Genomic DNA, 17,294 nt, shown 5'->3' with positions numbered 1-17,294 from the left:
ATCGTTATCTGATTTATTTATTTGTATATTGGGGCCTTTCCGTCCTCGGCCGGACTACAGCTAATACGGAATCAGCCAGCCATTGAATGGTATCGATACCAACCGATTATCACAACCTTTTTAAAGTTATGATTGGCCCCCTTTGATCGGGAGTATTCTATTTTCACGCATCGTTCGTTAGAGGGGGTCGTTAACGATAACTGCGAAAGTTCCTGTAAAACCAGTAACTTAAGTGGATGATTTCGTTTGTTTCGGAGTTGCTCTTTATTGTTTTATGTTTGGCTGTTAGTTATTTATATAATAAAAAAATATAAAGGCCCGAGTGAAAGTTCAAGGGAGATGGTGGTGGAGCTAACAAAATGCCTTGCACAGGCCTCCCATCGGCTTGAAAATAGCAGCCGGCGCTACCAGCCGGGACTCACGAGGACGCTAACCTATGCCTTCAAAGAAGAAGCCTATTAACCCGCCTAAAGACAAAAAAACTAAATCATCCAAGCCCTCACGCAAACAGTCGGTGACTCTGCACGATGTCGCCGCCAAAGCCGGTGTGGGCTCGATGACGGTGTCGCGAGTGGTGAATGGCTCTACCTCGGTGAGCCCAGAAATGCGCGAGCGGGTAGAAAAAGTTATACGGGAGTTAAATTATGTCCCTAACTTAGCGGCTCGGGCTGCTCGTAGTGGACAGCAGCGAATTGGCATCATTTTTAGCAACCCCAAGTCCTCTAATCTCGGGGAATTTTTAATGGGGGCTTTCGCGGCCAGTGGTCAGCGGGGTTGTCAGCTGTTGATTGAGCCGCTTTTGGCTCACTCTGAACCGATTGATGCACTAAAAAAGCTGATTGAACTGGGGGTAGAGGGGGTCATCCTCCCGCCTCCGATCTGCGATTCGCTGGAGGCGCAACAGTTGGCGGCTCAAAAAGATGTACTGCCACTTAGTTTTGCTTCGGGCAGTCCTCGCCTGCATTCGCCGGCTGTGTTGATCGACGATTTCTCTGGTGCTCGTGCCATGACGCATCACCTGATCAGTCTAGGGCATAAGAAAATCGCTTTCGTCAAAGGCGACCCTGCTCACTCGCCCGCCGAAAACCGGTTACATGGTTATCTGGCCGCTATGGCCGAAGCGGTTATCGAGGTGCCTGATCAGTGGATGCCGGAAGGTGATTTTAGTTACCGCTGTGGGCTTGAAGTGGGGAAGCGTCTTTTACAGCTCCCCGTCTCAATACGGCCGACGGCAATTTTTGCCTGTAATGACGAAATGGCTACTGGGTTAATTGCAGTCGCTCATGGTTTAGGGTTGAAGGTACCAGAAGATGTCAGTATCGCTGGCTTCGATGATACCGCCCTGGCGTCGGCTGTCTGGCCTCAGTTAACCACCATTCATCAGCCTATTGCGGAAATGGCTGAAACCGCCGTGACCATGCTTGCGGACATTCTTGCCGCTGGCCCCGGCGCCTCAAAGTATGATGGTGTGGTTAAGCACTATGTGGCCCCGTACAAACTGATAGCGCGAGGCTCTACCGGCCCGGTTGCAAAATAACATCGCAACTCTCCATGACTGACTCGTTGAGCTGAATAAATAACGCTTGCAAGTTATATTTGGTATCGATACCATTTAGCTTGAGCGAAGGCTTAAGCCTTTGAGGTTATTTAGCAGTGGAGCAAAGCAGTGATTCGCATAGGGGTAGATTTTGGCGGTACAAAAATTGAGGTGGCCGCTATTGATGATTCGGGGGAGTTTTGCTCCCGCCTGAGGGCGCCCACCCCGGATACCTACGAGGAGGCGATTGCCACAATTTCCCGACTGGTGACGGAAACCGAGCAAACCTTAAAGCTTCGCCAGCGCGCCAGTGTGGGTATTGGCACCCCGGGCTCGGTCTGTCGAGTGACCGGCAAATTGCGCAATTCAAATCGCCAGTACCTTAATGGCAGCCCACTCACCCGGGATCTCGAAGCCGCTTTGCAGCGCCCTATACGAATCGCCAACGACGCCAACTGCTTCGCGCTATCGGAAGCTTATGATGGTGCGGCAGGTGGAAAGCAGATTGTGTGTGGGTTGATATTGGGTACCGGCTGCGGCGGAGGGCTGGTTATCGGTGGTCAGTTAATAGAAGGTGCTAATGGTATTGCGGCTGAGTGGGGGCATAATCCGTTGCCTTGGGCAGACTTAACCGAAAACAATGGCCCCGCCTGCTATTGTGGCAGAAAGGGGTGTTTGGAACAGTGGATTTCCGGAACCGCGCTTACTCGGTGTTTTAGTGCTCGCACGGGTAAGCAGGAGTCGGCAAAAACGATTGCGCAGTTGGCGCAAGAGGGTGATACCGCCGCTATCTACGAAATATCCGCTCTTATTAATCGCGTCGGGCGTGCCATTGCTTCTTTGTGCAATGTGGTCGACCCTGACGTGGTGGTCATTGGTGGCGGTCTTTCGAATATTCCGATGCTTTATAAAGAGCTGCCGTCGGTCATTGAGCAGTATGTGTTTAATGACACATGGCGAGGTAGTGTGTTGCCGCCGCGTTGGGGTGACTCATCTGGGGTGAGAGGGGCCGCCCGTTTGTGGGCGACCCCGTAACGGGGCGCTCGCAGATTTAGCGAGCCAGCCAGCCGCCATCGACAGCGATGGTGTAACCGTGAACATAATCTGACGCCTCGGAGGCTAGAAAGACCACAGGCCCTTTTAGATCTTCCGGTAGTCCCCAGCGCTCGGCGGGGATGCGCCCCAAAATTTCCGTACTGCGCTGTTTGTCTTCTCGAAGTGCCTTGGTGTTGGATGTCGCCATGTAGCCAGGTGCAATTGCGTTTACATTCACACCCGCCTTGGCCCACTCGTTGGCCAGCGCTTTTGTCAGCCCCATAATCGCACTTTTTGAAGCCGTGTAGGCTGGCACTCGTATGCCCCCCTGGAACGACAGCATGGAGGCAATATTGATAATCTTCCCGCCGCTGTTCTGCTTTTGAAATTGTTGGGCGGCGGCCTGACTTAAGAAAAATACCGTGCGCAGATTAACGTTTAAAACGTCATCCCAGTCTTGTTCGCTAAACTCAATGGCGTCAGAGCGACGAATGGTGCCGGCGTTATTGACCAAAATATCGAGCTTGCCGAATGCTGATACGGCTGTCTCAACGGCAGTGGCAATGGCGTCGGTTTTGCGCAGGTCCGCGTGCACATTTTCAAAGCCGCGGCCCAGTGCCTGAATTTGCTCACGGGTTTCGGTGGGTTCACTGAAGTTGAGCCCAACGATATCGCAGCCCGCCTCGGCGAGCGCGACAGCCATCGCTTGGCCCAAACCGGTATTGCAGCCGGTGACTAAGGCAACTTTGCCGTGCAAGTTAAAATTATCTAAAATCATAAATACCTCCGTTCAGTCGTGGCGAGCCGCCCCCAATAGTGGGAGGTGTACTAACTCACCACGAATTAATTGTTAATGGCGCCAGCCCCAACAAGTGGACCGGTACTTTTTCGGGCTAACAAATCAACACCAATCGAAACGCGTTGAGCTGGGCGATCGGGGAATACCACTCGATCTTGCAGCTGACGGATAGCGGCTCGCCCCACCTCTTGACGATCAATTTGCATTGAGGTCAGTGAGGGCGAAGCATGTTCGCCAACCGATAAACCATCAAAGCCCATCACCGATACGTCTTCGGGTACGCTAAGACCGTTGGCCTGCAGTGCTTGTATAGTGCCCAGCGCTACGATGTCGTTGACGCAGAAAAAAGCGGTCGGGCGTTCATCTACACTGTTCAAATAATTCGTAACAATTTCCCGCGCGCGGATGCTGATGGCCTCTGGAGAGCCCAAATCAAGAAGATGGCTCTGTGGGTCGAACGTTATTCCCGCTTCTTCAATGGCATTGCGGAAACCATCCACCCGTCGACGAAATGACTCGCGGTAGGGGTGTGTAACATGAACGATGTTGCGATGACCCAAGTCGAGTAGGTAACGTGTCGCGCGCCAGCCCCCTAGGTGATAATCGGGTGAAACGCTAGGCAGTCGCATGTGTCGGTCCATGCCGTTAACGATGACCGTGGGGCGTCCGAGGGCATGAACTGCATCCACCACGGCGGGCTCGTCAATGCCCACTAAAAAAACCGCCTGAGGTGGGCCGGCGGGAAACAGAGTGTCGGGATGCGCCGCGCCTTCGGGCGAGCCGGTTACCGAAACGCTGACATTAATACCGGCTGCCTGCCCCTCGCGTACGATGCTATGAATGATCTCACCGTAGAAGCTGTCATTAGTGACATACCGGTCCAGCGTTACGATGGCCGCGGAGGTTAGTTTCTCCTCTGCGAGCCGCCCGCCTCGCCCGCGATAGCCCAACTCCCGAGCGATACGTAAAACCCGCTCCCGAGTTTCCGTGCTGACGCCTTTACGGTTATTCAGCACTTTGGAGACGGCCGCCACGGACACTCCGGCCTCGTCGGCCAGATCTCGTAGGGTGGGCTCGGTGTTTACATCAGATGTCACTTTTGTCACTCCTCGGTTACAGTTAACCGATTACTATGCACCGTTCATTGGTGAGAAACAACGCGCGCTTGATGAGTCGATCACCAAAAAAATTGCCGGTGTCCTAACGAGCGCATTAAGGCTTCCATAAAGTAATAGTCACCATAGGGCAGCATGGCGTCGTCTCGACCTGCCGGTACAAAAGCGGCGCCGTGAGCCAGAAGACCCTCAGCCCCCGGCGTGCGGGTGAGATCGCAGGTCTCAAGTAGACCATCGAGTAATCGGTCGGCGTGGGAGCGCCACTTCTCAGACTCATCGCTGTGCGTAAGATCGGCCAAAAGATACATGCCCGCCGCCATCACAGCCCCTGCGGAGCTGTCTACCGGGTGGGTGCCATCGGCTGGCAGGGCAAAATCCCAAACGGGCACTGAGGTTTCTCCCATTAACTCAATGGCTTTATCGGCAACGGCGCGGGCGCAATCCAAAGATTCGGGCTCACCCGTAGCCGCGTAGCAATTGGCAAAGCCGTGAATTAACCAGGATTGACCGCGAGCCCAACAGGAGTCGTCGGCGTACCCTTGGTGGGTTTCGCCGCGCAGTGGTCTTCCAGTCGAGGGATCAAATAAGAACGTGTGAAAACTGGTTGAGTCTTCTCGCACAAGGTGGCGGCGGGTCGTTTGTGCGTGCAGCATCGCCACTTCCCGAAAATCTGCAATACCGGTTTCTCGGTGTGCCCAGTGCAGCAGAGCCAGGTTTTGCATGGTATCGGCAATCATTCGCCCATTGGCGAAGACGGCTTGATCTGGGTCGTGCGGCCCTACGGGCGTCCACGCTTGGAGATAGCCTCCTTCTTCGCGAAAGCGGCTCAGCAGTGCTCGGGCCGCTTCCAGGCCCATGTTGCGTGCCGTTTCGTCGCCAGTCATTTGCCAGTCGGCAACCGAGTGGAGGGAGAACAGAAAGCCGATGTCGTGATCGCGAGATCGACGATCTTCTAATACCGCGCGAAACTGGGGACGGCGTAATTGCGCCGCTTCGCGCAGTGCGGGGTCACCGGTCACTTGATAGGCGAGCCAAAGCTGCCCTGAGTAGAACCCCATGACCCAGTCGTAGCCCTGACAGTAAGACCAGCGATTGCCTTCTTTGCCAATTTTGGGGTTGCGCGCTCCGGCCAGTACGCGGGATTCGTTCAGCCGGTCAACACAGCGCATCAGCGCTTCCCGGTGGGCGAGGGTCGGCGCGGGGTCGTCCTTCCGGGCGAAATAGGATGCTTTTTGAACCTGCATGACACTTTACCTTAGTAAAAATTAACGAAAACATTGTGCTTTAGAGAAAAAGTTTCGTCAATATCTATTTTTTCGTTGATATTTCTTGTTATATTTGCCACCATCAAAATCATAGGTCGTATCACAGGGGTAAGCCCCAGGAGGTTGAATAATGCGCTTTGGTTCTGTCGCGTTTAGTTTGCTGACCCTGTTCATCCTCTCGGGCGCTGCGCCGTCGTGGGCTGAAACCTACCGCATCGCCACCAGTGTCCAGAAAGATGGAACCGCCGGTCGCCTTATAGAGGAGGCCGCTCTGAACATAGAGCAACGCACCGATGGGCGCGTGCGTTTTAAAATTTTTCACAACGGTCTGCTGGGAGATCAGCTGCAGTATCTGCAGCAGGTTCAGCGTGGCGTTATCGACGCCGGATTGGTTAATAGCGCGGCTCTGGAAAGCGTGATTCCCGAATTCGGGGTGGTCAATATGCCCTACCTCTTCCGTTCGGCAGATGAGTACCGGGCTGTGATGAGCAGCCCACTGGTGCACGAGACATTGTTTGCCTCGGCTACCCGCCACCACTTTGCGCCGCTGGCGTTCCTTAGCAGTGATTTTCGCAGTATTTACACGACCGTGCCGGTGCGGGACATTAATGACCTAAAGGGATTGAAGTTGCGCAGCATTCCCAGCAAAACCTATGTAGAGATGCTGCAGCGTTTCGGCGCCACGCCTGTGTTGATGCCATTCGGGGAGCTTTACTCGGGCTTACAGCAAGGGGTAGTGGACGGTGCTGAGGGTGGGCTGGCTGGCCTGTATCAAGCAAAGTTTGGCGAGGTTGCCAAGTATGTTTTGGTGACCGAGCAAACACGTTTGACCGATTTTGTGGTCACAAGTCTACAGTTTCCCCAAAAAATGGCGCCAGAGGATTGGGCGATTGTTGAAGAAGAATTTCGCCACGTCAGTCTTAAGTCGGTTGATTTCGCCGAAGCCAATGAGGCGGAGACGGTGGCCCTCGCCAAGGAAGAGATGGGCGTTCATTTTATTCAGGTGGATAAGGCACCATTTATCAAAGCCGTTCAGCCCATGTACCGCGAAACGCTTCAAGACCCTAAGCAAGGCGTGATTTTGGAAGCAATCTTTCGTGCCGCCGGCCGCGATATACCCCAATAAACGATCATTGCGAGTGAGCCACCCATGACCACACCACAACCTGCAATCGGCACTGGCCGAACATTCACCGCTCTGATCAGTAAAGGGCTGGGGTACAGTCTCGCCGCTTTGTTGGCCTTAATGTCTCTGGCAATTTTTTATCAGGTGCTGTCCCGTTATTTTTTTAATGCTCCGAGTATGCTGACGCAGGAGTTTTTACGCTACGCATTAATTTGGTTAGGGTTGCTGGGCGGTGGTTATTGTTTCCTTCTCGGTCGGCACTTGAACCTGCCGCTGTTGATGGATGTCCTTCCCCGCAGGGGTGAGCACTTTGTCCAAGCACTGAACCATTACCTGACACTGACCTTTGGGCTCATACTTGTCTGGGGCGGTTACGACTCTTTCTTCTTTAACGCCCTGATGCGGACGCCGATGTTGCAAGTGCCGGTGGGGACTTTGCAATTGGTGTTGGTGTTGGCGGGGTTGATAACGGCCTATTCTCAGCTGCGCAGCTTGGCCCTAATGTGGAAACAGCCGGAAACTACGTCCTTACTGCTGGTGTTGCCGTTTGTGTTGCTCAGCGTCATCGTTGCCACCGTTTGGGCGATAGCCGATGCGGGCCTCTTCCAGCAATGGGGGGCGAATAATCCTGCACTAAGTTCCTTGGTGGTGATGTTCGGGACTTTTTTTGTTTTCTTAATTATTGGCAGCCCTATTGCGGTGGGGCTCGCCTTCTCGGGCATACTGACGCTGTTTTTGCACGTTAATCCGGCTACGGTGATGCCCACTATCGGCGAAACTATATTCAGTGGGCTAGACAGCTTTGGTTTTCTGGCGTTGCCCTTTTTTGTTCTTGCGGGCAACTTGATGAATGAAACCGGATTGGCTCGGCGTCTTATCGATTTGGCCATGATGTTAGGGCAGCGCATACCCGGCAGTTTGTGGCAGGCCAACATCCTGTCCAATATGTTGTTCGGTACCTTGTCGGGTTCTGGTATCGCGGCCGCGTCAGCCATTGGCGGAATTACCAGCCCGGTCGCGCGCGAGAAGGGCTACGATATGCCCATGACTACCGCTATTAATGCGGCGTCCGCCCCGGCCGGAATGTTGATTCCTCCCTCCGGCGCGCTGATCGTTTACTCTATCATCACCGGCGGTAGCGCCTCTATTATCGCGCTTTTTGTCGCCGGCTATTTGCCCGGCCTGATCATGAGTGGCTGCGTTATGTTGGTCGCTTTGTGGTATGCCAAGCGCAAGGGCTACGCTGCGGAAAGCCATCGTTACGGACGAAGTGAAGTTGGGCGGATTATTCTGCGGGCGATCCCTAGTTTGCTGATGGTGGTGTTGGTTATTGGCGGTATTCTGGGTGGCGCTTTCACTGCCATCGAAGGGTCGGGCGTCGCTGTGCTTTACAGTTTTATTTTGGCATTGCTGTATCGTACTCTGAGCGTGAAGTCGTTAATGAAGGTGCTGCTCGATACGGCGGTGGTCTCAGGCGTTATTTTATTCCTCATTGCCTGCTCGGGGTTGATGAGCTGGACCATGACGTTTACGTCGATTCCGGAAACGATTGGCCATCTACTCACGCTGGTCAGTGATAATAAGTACATTATTCTTTTGATGATTAATGCGATTTTGCTGATTGTCGGCGTATTTATGGATATGTCTCCGGCAATGCTGATTTTCACCCCGATTTTCTTCCCGGTGGTCACAGAGCTAGGTGTGGATCCCATCCATTTTGGCATTATCATTGTGTACAACCTTGCGCTGGGGTTAGTGACTCCGCCGGTCGGTACCGTTTTGTTTGTTTCCTGCAGTATTACCGGTGAAAAAATCACTCGAATTATTTCGCCACTGCTACCTATCTTTGCCATGCAGGTTGTCGGCCTGTTGTTGGTTACCTTTTATCCCCCCATCAGTCTCGCTTTGCCTAGACTGCTGGGTTTCTAAATTAGCAATCGTCCATAGAAAGTGCCCAGTTTGGGCCTAATGACATAGGAGAAGTAAGATGAAAATTGCGTTGATGAACGAATTTAGTCAAGCAGAGAAAAACCCAACCATTCTTAACGAGCTTGAGTATGTGGGGAGCAACGGCGGTCACACCGTTTTTAATGTGGGCATGGATGGTCCGGATGACCACCGTTTGACCTATATCCACCTGGGGATTATGGCGAGTCTCTTGTTAAATTCTAAAGCTGTAGACTTTGTTATCAGTGGTTGCGGAACTGGGCAGGGCTCGTTGATGTCACTCAATGCTTATCCGGGTGTGACTTGTGGTTATTGTATTGATCCTTCGGACGCTTACCTGTTTGCGCAAATCAATAATGGTAATGCCTTAGCTTTGCCTTTCGCGAAAGGTTTTGGCTGGGGTGCCGAGCTGAACATGCGCTATATCTTCGAAAAAGCCTTTGAGTCCGAGCGTGGTCAAGGTTATCCGCCCGAGCGTAAAGCCTCACAGGTTGAGAATGCGGGGATTCTTAATAACATTAAAGAGTGGGTGGCTAAGGATTTTGTAGAAGCGCTCAAGAGTATTGATCCGGCTTTGGTAAAAACAGCGGTATCGGGTAAGCGTTTTCAGGAATGCTTTTTTGAGCACAGCCAGGATGAAACCTTGAATGCATTTGTACGAGAGGTGTTAGAAGCCTAGCGAATCATCACAGGCGGCACTGTTGTGTCGCCTGTGATTTGTTAATTGTTTGAGCCTTTACCTCTCAGAGGTATAGTCAAGCTGGATTGTGCAAGACTACAGTGCGATACAGTTGCCGCTTCGGGTCCACATTCTTTGCGACTTACCGGTCACTCCTAAGGCGATACTCTCGAAAAAATGATATTAAAAATAGAAGATTTTATTGCGTCTTTTAGTTTTATTTCGACGCCTTTATAGATATTTTTATAGTTGCTCAAATCAAGTGCGATGCATCAAAGAATATCCAGCTCATCCCACAGTGCGTCAATCTTTTCCTTAACGGCCGGATCCATTACGATGGGTTCACCCCATTCGCGGTCGGTTTCGCCGGGCCATTTGTTGGTGGCATCCATACCCATTTTGGAACCCAGCCCGGAAACGGGGGAGGCAAAGTCGAGGTAATCGATCGGCGTATTTTCTACCAGTGTGGTGTCGCGCGCAGGATCCATGCGGGTGGTGATGGCCCAAATCACATCTTGCCAGTCGCGGGCGTTGACGTCGTCGTCGGTGACGATCACAAATTTGGTGTACATGAATTGTCGCAGGAATGACCAGACGCCCATCATGACGCGCTTGGCGTGGCCGGGGTACTGTTTTTTCATGGTAACCACGGCCATGCGGTACGAACAGCCCTCGGGCGGTAAGTAGAAATCGACAATTTCCGGAAACTGTTTTTGCAGCAGCGGGATAAACACTTCGTTCAGGGCCAGGCCGAGTACGGCGGGTTCATCCGGTGGGCGGCCGGTGTAGGTGCTGTGGTAAATTGGGTCGCGCCGGTGAGTGATACGGGTGACGGTGAATACTGGGAAGTTATCCACCTCATTGTAGTAACCAGTGTGATCGCCGTAGGGGCCCTCGGGTGCCATGTCGTCGGGGGCAATGTGGCCCTCTAATATAAACTCGGCCGAGGCGGGCACTTGCAGTTCGTTATCACCAGCCTTGATCACTTCCGTTTTATCGCCGCGCAAAAGTCCGGCGAAGGCGTATTCGCTTAACGTGTCGGGTACGGGGGTGACTGCGCCTAAAATGGTGGCCGGATCGGCGCCTAAGGCCACCGCTACGGGAAAAGGTTGGCCCGGATTTGTTTGCTGCCATTCACGAAAATCCAAGGCGCCGCCGCGGTGACTTAACCAGCGCATAATCAAACGATTTTTACCGATTTTCTGCATGCGGTATATGCCGAGGTTTTGTCGCTCTTTGTGCGGCCCGCGAGTGATAACCAAAGGCCAGGTAATGAGTGGTGCGGCATCCCCCGGCCAGCAGGTTTGGATAGGGAGTCGGTCAAGGTCAACGGCGTCGCCTTCTAATACCACCTCTTGGCAAGGCGCTTTTTTTAATACCTTAGGTGCCATATTTAAAACTTGCTTAAAAATGGGCAATTTTTGCCATGCGTCTTTTAAGCCTTTGGGTGGCTCGGGTTCTTTTAAAAATGCCAGCAGTTTACCGATCTCGCGCAACTCGGTTACCGACTCTTCGCCCATGCCCAGAGCGACGCGCTCGGGGGTGCCGAATAAATTACCCAGTACGGGGATGTCGTAGCCTTTGGGGTTTTCAAACAACAGGGCGGGGCCACCGGCACGCAGAGTGCGATCACAGATTTCGGTCATTTCCAGATTGGGGTCAATCTCGGCGCTGATGCGCTTTAGTTGGCCACGTGCTTCGAGCTGTTGAATAAAATCGCGAAGGTCGCTGTACTTCATGGTAAATCCGGATGCGGGTTACGGGTTATGAAAAGTATAACGAAAAACGGGGAACATTTTACGTTCCCCGTTTTTCGTCAACCATTCACCGATTTATTACTTTCTCTTCATAGAGAGGAAGAACTCATCGTTGGTTTTAAAGTCTTTGAGCTTGTCGACCAAAAACTCAGTAGCCGAGACGTCTTCCATGTCGTTCAGCAGGCGGCGCAGAATCCACACGCGCTGTAGCTCATCGTCTTTCATTAGTAGGTCTTCGCGACGGGTGCCAGAGCGGCGGACGTTAATGGCCGGATAGATGCGTTTCTCGGCGATCTTGCGGTCCAGGTGCAACTCCAGGTTACCGGTACCTTTAAACTCTTCGTAGATGACTTCATCCATCTTCGAGCCGGTATCGACCAATGCGGTGGCGATAATAGACAAGCTGCCGCCCTCTTCAATGTTGCGCGCGGCACCAAAGAAGCGTTTGGGGCGCTCCAGAGCGTGAGCGTCGACACCACCGGTGAGTACTTTACCGGAGGAGGGGATGACGGTGTTGTAGGCACGGGCTAAGCGGGTGATGGAGTCGAGCAGAATAATAACGTCTTTTTTGTGTTCAACCAGACGCTTGGCGCGCTCAATGACCATGTCGGCCACTTGTACGTGGCGGGCCGGTGGCTCATCGAAGGTTGAAGCTACCACCTCACCGCGCACCGAACGCTGCATTTCGGTTACCTCTTCCGGGCGCTCGTCGATAAGCAAAACAATCATGTGACACTCGGGATTGTTGCGAGTGATCGCCTGAGCGATGTTCTGCATCATAATGGTTTTACCCGCCTTGGGCGGTGCGACAATCAAGCCGCGCTGACCTTTACCGATAGGAGAGATTAAGTCGATGATGCGACCGGTCAAATCTTCGGTAGAGCCATTACCAGCTTCGAGCTGTAGACGTTGATCAGGGAAGAGCGGGGTGAGGTTTTCAAACAGAATTTTGTTGCGGGAGCTTTCGGGCTTGTCAAAGTTAATCTGATTAACCTTGAGCAAAGCGAAATAACGCTCGCCTTCTTTAGGGGGGCGAATCTTGCCCGCAATGGTATCACCGGTGCGCAGGTTAAAGCGTCGAATTTGGCTGGGTGATACGTAGATGTCGTCGGGGCCCGCTAGGTATGAACTGTCTGCCGAGCGCAGGAAGCCGAAACCGTCCTGAAGGATTTCTAATACCCCGTCGCCGTAGATGTCTTCACCGCTTTTGGCGTGACGTTTAAGGATATTAAAGATAATGTCTTGCTTGCGAGAGCGAGCGAGGTTTTCTTGACCCGTTTCGCGAGCGATATCAATCAGTTCTTCAATGGGTTTCTTTTTTAGATCGGTTAGATTCATACAGTTGGACTTGGTTGTGAATGAATAAGTTGCAGGAATTTGCGGCCCAGCAGGCTAAGTGACAGATACCATCGGTTTAAGGATTTAGGCACCATCGGTAAAGCCGGCGCGTATATTGTTGTTTTGCGACGCAAACTTCAATTAAATTTCTATTACAGTGCTCAGGTTTGATACTCCTAGCTTGCGAATACCCACAGATTTAAACTCTGGAAAGTAAAGAAGGTAGCAGGGAGTCTTAATTTTGCCCAAATCTGGCGGGTTGGTGGCGCTGATACCGGGCTGAACTAATGAGAGCTGTAACAAGTGATTCGGAGTATAGCGGCAAATTTCAAAAAGTGCAAAGCCCTGAAAAATTATCTGGAATGATTAACGCCGCGGTTTCACGGCGTTAATAATGGGTAGTGTATCGCTGAGCTGTTAAAGCACAGATTCGATAAACTCAACCAGTTGCGGGCGTGACAAAGCGCCCACTTTGGTTGATTCAACACTGCCGCCTTTGAAAATGATCAGTGTGGGAATACCGCGAATACCAAACTTGGCCGGAGTCTCCTTGTTGGCATCGACATCCATTTTGGCAATTTTAATCTTGCCTGCGTATTGATCCACCAGTTCGTCGAGCACGGGGGCGATCATTTTACAAGGGCCACACCAAGCAGCCCAGAAATCGACCAATACCGGTAAGTCGGACTGTAGTACGTCGGCATCAAAGGAATCGTCGGTAACGTGAACAATAGCGTCGTTACTCATAATCAAAAAGTCTCCAAACCCACTATTGGGTAATTAGTGTTCAGTGCATTGTCATTGGGAATGCACCTGATATGGGGGCTGAGAACAAAAATTAAAGCCCTCTGTCCGCCTGAGCTGGGTAAATAATAAGGATAGTCCCGCTTGCGTTCAAGCGAGCGCTCGCTATGACGGTGATTGTGAGCAGCTATTTTACGCGAAATTCAGCCTTTGGGGGCGAATCAACGCTCGGCAATGCGGTTGTCGACATTGATGCCGGGTGTTAAGCCAAGTTTGTCCAGGGCATTGGTTAGGTCATCCAAAGTGATCGGTTTGCACAAAAAATGATCCATGCCGCAGGCAAATACGGCCTCGCGGTGCTCTTGCAGGGCGTGGGCGGTGAGCGCGACAATGGTTGTGGCGGTTAGATTATTGCGCTTTTCGTAATCGCGAATGGCTTCGGTGGCCTCAAAACCATCCATTTCCGGCATTTCACAATCCATCAATATAAGATCGTAACCGCCCTCACTGGTGCGAAGCGCCTCCAGGGCTTGGCGACCATTCTCCGTCATCATAGGTTCGATGGATAATTTACCCAGCAGGCCCTTGATGACCATGCGGTTAACGGCGTTGTCTTCGGCGACCAGCACTTTTAAATGCGTCAGCGAGTTGTGTTTACGGATGGGATCGGTTTGATTGCGCTCCCCTGTGGCCAGTGTGACCCCCTGAGTTGTGCATAAAGCGGCGTAAAGCTTCTTTTCAATGATAGGTTTGCGGAGAATATTGGCGATCGCCAAACGCTCCAATGCGCCAGTGGCCAGTGCTTCATCTGAACCACTAAGTAAAATAATGGGCAGTTGCTCGGCGGTTTGCTCGCGCCGAATTCGCTCGGCGAGCTGTAGGCCAGATAAAATAGGCAGCTGCTGGGATAGCAAGGCAATATCAAAGTGCGAGCCTGCCTCGAGTGTTTCCAGAGTCTCACTGGCACTGCTGAGGCTCACAAGCTCAATGCCCCAATGGCTGCAGTAGTGAGATATCAGCGTGCGTATGGCTTGGTTGGGTTCGGTTAGTAGCAGGCGCTTACCTGCCAGTGCTTGATGTGCCTCGGGTATGTTGGCAACGCTATTAGACGGCGCAAAGCAGGCGGTAAACCAGAAAGTGGAGCCCATACCTTTGCGACTGAATACGCCGATCTCCCCGTGCATTAACTCCGTAAGGCTTTTGCAAATAGCTAGCCCCAGCCCCGTGCCGCCGTAGTGGCGGGTGGTGGAACTATCGGCTTGGTTAAAGGCGTCGAACAGAGTGTCTTGTACGGTTTTACGGATACCAATACCGGTGTCGCTGACACTGACTTTGATTTTGGGAGCAATGTCGGTACTGTCCTCTTCCAGCGCCACATCGACCGAGATTACCCCTTCGCTGGTAAATTTGAATGCGTTACCCACCAAATTAGTAATGATCTGTCGCAACCGGGTGGGGTCGCCGCGCAGTTTGGTGGGTATTTCGGGAGCAATATAGCAATACAGTTCTAGGCTGCGCTTGTTGGCCGTGGCCCCAAACAATTGAATGCAATCCTCCACCAGCGAGCGAATATCGAACTCTGCGGTTTCCAGCTCCATTTTGCCCGCTTCAATTTTGGAGTAATCGAGAATATCGTTAATGATGTCGAGCAGAGTTTCACCGCTGCGGTGGATTACCTCTAAATAGTGTTTTTGGTTATCGTCCAGACGTGTGTCGCGTAGCATTTCCACCATACCAATCACCCCATTCATAGGAGTGCGGATCTCGTGGCTCATGGTGGCCAGGAACTGACTTTTGGCACGGTTGGCATCTTCGGCGATCAGTTTTTGCCTGCGCGATTCTATTTTCTCTTCTTTTTCTGATAATAAAGCCAGCTCCATAGAGCGGCGACGCTCAATATCGTCGAGCAGTGTCTCACGCATGTGGTTGATGGCGTTGGTGACATTGTCCAGTTCATCCGGGGCTTGGTCAGTCTTAATGCGATTCAGTGTTAAGGGAGTGGACAATTTTTTAAGATTGAGCTGGTTAGCGTATTGGGCAATGGTGACCATATGACGGGTCAGCATTGTGTGGATTAGCCATAAAATCAGCAGTGAAATAATCAGTGTTTTACCGCCTTGAATGGCAGCAATAAAGAAGGCGCGTTCAAACAGTTTATCGTAAATACTGGTCAGGTTGGCAGTGACCGTGAGCGTGCCGAGGTGCTGGGCGCTGGTGCTGGCATCTTGATAGATTAGCTCGTACTGCTTGATCAGGTAACGGTTGGGGTTGCTCTTTATGGTGCTGTTGTTAATGTTGGGATGAGCGGCGGTCAGAGTTTGGGGTTGATTGTTCCAATCGTGCCAGTCGACTTGTACCTGCACCACGTCGGCCACTTCTAAAACACCGTCTACCTGGATTTGCAGTTGCTCTTGATCGAAGCCCCACAGGCTTTTGGTGATGCTGGCCAGAGTGCTAACTCTAACTTGGTCGAGGCGCTTCTCCAGCGAAGAGACGTCATCGTTAAAGCTGGCGTAGAGCTGAAAAATAATGGCGATCAGGGTAATTAGGGAGCTGCATATAATAATCAGCCCGAGCAAACGGGTGGCGATTGGGTTCTCGCGGGCGTATTTAAAAAAGGACAGCATGTAAGTGGTGTCACATCCGAATGGTCTGCTTTTAGTAATTGTAGCAGTGAACGCAGGAAAGTCAGATGTTTAGGTCCGATTCTTTTGCAAAGGGCGATGGTGGCGAAACTTGTCGCGCTGTTAAGGCCAAGGTTTAATTGTCGCTTAGGTGTAGGCACCTAAGACATCGTTGAGAAATCGCATGCCGAGCTCAGTGGTGCCGATACGTAAATGGCGCGGGTGTACTAAGCCTTTATCGACTAACCCTTGCCAGTGCGGTTCGAGTGCTTGTGAGGGGAGGCCGGTGCGGGCCGGGAATAGCTCGGGAGCGCAGCCCTCGTTTAACCGCAAGGTGTTGAGTAAAAACTCTAGCGGTAGAGCCGTGGGGTCAATGGCCTCGCGGCCGGCAACAAATGGGTTGCTATAGCGCCCCGGGCCTTGTTGTGCCGATAAGTAAGCCTCGGGCTGACGAGTCTTCCACTGGCGGAACACATGGCCCGGGTTGGGCTGGGTGATTTTACCGTGGGCCCCGGCACCAATACCCAAATAGTCGCCAAACTGCCAGTAATTGAGGTTGTGTTGGGCGCGTGCGCCACGGGCGTAGGCCGATACTTCGTAACGCTTAAAACCGGCCTGTTCAAGCCTGGCGTGACCCTCATCCTGAATGTCAGCCAGGGTGTCTTCAATCGGTAGTGTGGGAGGCTGACTGTAAAACACGGTGTTGGGTTCGATGGTGAGCTGGTACCAGCTTAGGTGCTCGGGCTCAAGCGATAGCGCGGTGTTTAAGTCGTCCATCGCCGCACTCAAGCTTTGGCCCGGCAGGCCGTGCATTAAATCGAGATTGAGGTTATCGAAGCCGGCCCGGCGTGCGGTGTCCGCTGCTCTGAGGGCCGAATGGCTGTCGTGAATGCGCCCCAGTGCTTGCAGTTGTTCGTCTTGAAAGCTTTGAATGCCGATGGACAGGCGGTTGACGCCCGCGGCGCGAAAGCCTGTGAACTTGTCTTGTTCAAAGGTGCCCGGGTTGGCTTCCAGAGTAATTTCTATGTCGTCGCTAAAACCGAGAGTGCGTTCGGCGTGGTCGAGTATCTGACCGATCGCGCCGGCGGAAAATAAGCTGGGGGTACCGCCGCCGAAAAAGATACTGGTGAGCTTGCGCCCTTGGGCCAGCTCGGCATCGGCGAGTAAGTCCTGCGCTAGGGCTTGGACATAGTCCCGCTCGGGCAGCGTCGTGTCACTTTGGTGGGAGTTGAAATCGCAGTAGGGGCATTTGCGAACACACCAGGGAATATGAATATACAGAGACAGCGGTGGAAGCGTGAGCACAGAGGTTAAGTACCAGGTTAAGA

Annotated in this window: 13 protein-coding genes; 5 read left to right on the top strand and 8 right to left on the bottom strand. The window is 52.4% G+C overall.

Annotated elements, in window-relative coordinates; translation table 11 throughout:
- Nucleotides 1-436: 436 nt before the first annotated feature.
- Nucleotides 437-1,537 (top strand): LacI family DNA-binding transcriptional regulator, encoded by a 1,101-nt coding sequence (locus Q4526_RS01460; RefSeq protein WP_215974934.1) that lies wholly within the window; start codon nucleotides 437-439, stop codon nucleotides 1,535-1,537.
- A 129-nt stretch (nucleotides 1,538-1,666) separates the two neighbouring features.
- Nucleotides 1,667-2,572, top strand: a complete 906-nt coding sequence (locus Q4526_RS01455) for an ROK family protein (protein WP_303609498.1) — start codon at nucleotides 1,667-1,669, stop codon at nucleotides 2,570-2,572.
- A 16-nt stretch (nucleotides 2,573-2,588) separates the two neighbouring features.
- On the opposite strand, the gene kduD is transcribed toward Q4526_RS01455, so the two are convergent.
- From kduD to Q4526_RS01440, 3 genes are all read right to left on the bottom strand, one after another.
- On the bottom strand, nucleotides 2,589-3,350 hold the full coding sequence (kduD, locus tag Q4526_RS01450; protein WP_215974933.1) for a 2-dehydro-3-deoxy-D-gluconate 5-dehydrogenase KduD: 762 nt from the start codon (nucleotides 3,348-3,350) through the stop codon (nucleotides 2,589-2,591).
- A 65-nt stretch (nucleotides 3,351-3,415) separates the two neighbouring features.
- Entirely contained in the window at nucleotides 3,416-4,468 is a 1,053-nt protein-coding gene (locus Q4526_RS01445) for a LacI family DNA-binding transcriptional regulator (protein WP_215974932.1), read from the bottom strand.
- Nucleotides 4,469-4,548: 80 nt separating this feature from the next.
- Nucleotides 4,549-5,730, bottom strand: coding sequence for a glycoside hydrolase family 88 protein (locus Q4526_RS01440; RefSeq protein WP_215974931.1), 1,182 nt, complete (start codon nucleotides 5,728-5,730; stop codon nucleotides 4,549-4,551).
- Nucleotides 5,731-5,881: 151 nt separating this feature from the next.
- Between Q4526_RS01440 and dctP the strand changes: the two genes are divergently transcribed.
- The 3 genes from dctP to Q4526_RS01425 are packed head-to-tail and all read left to right on the top strand — an operon-like array spanning nucleotide 5,882 to nucleotide 9,503.
- On the top strand, nucleotides 5,882-6,877 hold the full coding sequence (gene dctP, locus Q4526_RS01435) for a TRAP transporter substrate-binding protein DctP (protein WP_215974930.1): 996 nt from the start codon (nucleotides 5,882-5,884) through the stop codon (nucleotides 6,875-6,877).
- Between the two features lie 24 nt (nucleotides 6,878-6,901).
- Nucleotides 6,902-8,806 carry a TRAP transporter large permease subunit gene (locus tag Q4526_RS01430; protein ID WP_215974929.1) on the top strand — a complete coding sequence of 635 codons (1,905 nt, stop codon included), beginning with the start codon at nucleotides 6,902-6,904 and terminating at the stop codon, nucleotides 8,804-8,806.
- A 58-nt stretch (nucleotides 8,807-8,864) separates the two neighbouring features.
- On the top strand, nucleotides 8,865-9,503 hold the full coding sequence (locus Q4526_RS01425) for an RpiB/LacA/LacB family sugar-phosphate isomerase (RefSeq protein WP_215974928.1): 639 nt from the start codon (nucleotides 8,865-8,867) through the stop codon (nucleotides 9,501-9,503).
- A gap of 272 nt (nucleotides 9,504-9,775) precedes the next feature.
- Here Q4526_RS01425 and ubiD read toward each other — a convergent pair whose 3' ends face one another.
- From ubiD to hemW, 5 genes are all read right to left on the bottom strand, one after another.
- Nucleotides 9,776-11,242: a 4-hydroxy-3-polyprenylbenzoate decarboxylase gene (ubiD, locus tag Q4526_RS01420; protein WP_215974927.1), complete on the bottom strand. Its 1,467-nt coding sequence runs from the start codon at nucleotides 11,240-11,242 to the stop codon at nucleotides 9,776-9,778.
- A gap of 96 nt (nucleotides 11,243-11,338) precedes the next feature.
- Complete coding sequence (gene rho / locus Q4526_RS01415; protein WP_215974926.1) at nucleotides 11,339-12,598, bottom strand: transcription termination factor Rho; 1,260 nt, start codon at nucleotides 12,596-12,598, stop codon at nucleotides 11,339-11,341.
- A 417-nt stretch (nucleotides 12,599-13,015) separates the two neighbouring features.
- Nucleotides 13,016-13,345: a thioredoxin TrxA gene (trxA, locus tag Q4526_RS01410; protein ID WP_215974925.1), complete on the bottom strand. Its 330-nt coding sequence runs from the start codon at nucleotides 13,343-13,345 to the stop codon at nucleotides 13,016-13,018.
- A gap of 218 nt (nucleotides 13,346-13,563) precedes the next feature.
- Nucleotides 13,564-15,969, bottom strand: a complete 2,406-nt coding sequence (locus Q4526_RS01405; RefSeq protein ID WP_215974924.1) for a response regulator — start codon at nucleotides 15,967-15,969, stop codon at nucleotides 13,564-13,566.
- Between the two features lie 144 nt (nucleotides 15,970-16,113).
- Nucleotides 16,114-17,271: a radical SAM family heme chaperone HemW gene (hemW, locus tag Q4526_RS01400; protein ID WP_215974923.1), complete on the bottom strand. Its 1,158-nt coding sequence runs from the start codon at nucleotides 17,269-17,271 to the stop codon at nucleotides 16,114-16,116.
- Nucleotides 17,272-17,294 lie beyond the last annotated feature (23 nt).

The sequence above is a fragment of the Gilvimarinus sp. 2_MG-2023 genome, assembly GCF_030547685.1.
Lineage (GTDB): Bacteria > Pseudomonadota > Gammaproteobacteria > Pseudomonadales > Cellvibrionaceae > Gilvimarinus.
The sequence above is the reverse complement of the archived record's forward strand: the minus strand, read 5'-3'. Positions and strand labels throughout refer to the sequence as shown.

Excerpts from the sequence above, each read along its gene's own strand:
- Q4526_RS01460 (WP_215974934.1), top strand. The coding sequence starts at position 437 with ATGCCTTCAAAGAAGAAGCCTATTAACCCGCCTAAAGACAAAAAAACT.
- kduD (WP_215974933.1), bottom strand. The coding sequence starts at position 3,350 with ATGATTTTAGATAATTTTAACTTGCACGGCAAAGTTGCCTTAGTCACC.
- Q4526_RS01440 (WP_215974931.1), bottom strand. The coding sequence starts at position 5,730 with ATGCAGGTTCAAAAAGCATCCTATTTCGCCCGGAAGGACGACCCCGCG.
- dctP (WP_215974930.1), top strand. The coding sequence starts at position 5,882 with ATGCGCTTTGGTTCTGTCGCGTTTAGTTTGCTGACCCTGTTCATCCTC.
- Q4526_RS01430 (WP_215974929.1), top strand. The coding sequence starts at position 6,902 with ATGACCACACCACAACCTGCAATCGGCACTGGCCGAACATTCACCGCT.
- Q4526_RS01425 (WP_215974928.1), top strand. The coding sequence starts at position 8,865 with ATGAAAATTGCGTTGATGAACGAATTTAGTCAAGCAGAGAAAAACCCA.
- ubiD (WP_215974927.1), bottom strand. The coding sequence starts at position 11,242 with ATGAAGTACAGCGACCTTCGCGATTTTATTCAACAGCTCGAAGCACGT.
- rho (WP_215974926.1), bottom strand. The coding sequence starts at position 12,598 with ATGAATCTAACCGATCTAAAAAAGAAACCCATTGAAGAACTGATTGAT.
- trxA (WP_215974925.1), bottom strand. The coding sequence starts at position 13,345 with ATGAGTAACGACGCTATTGTTCACGTTACCGACGATTCCTTTGATGCC.
- Q4526_RS01405 (WP_215974924.1), bottom strand. The coding sequence starts at position 15,969 with ATGCTGTCCTTTTTTAAATACGCCCGCGAGAACCCAATCGCCACCCGT.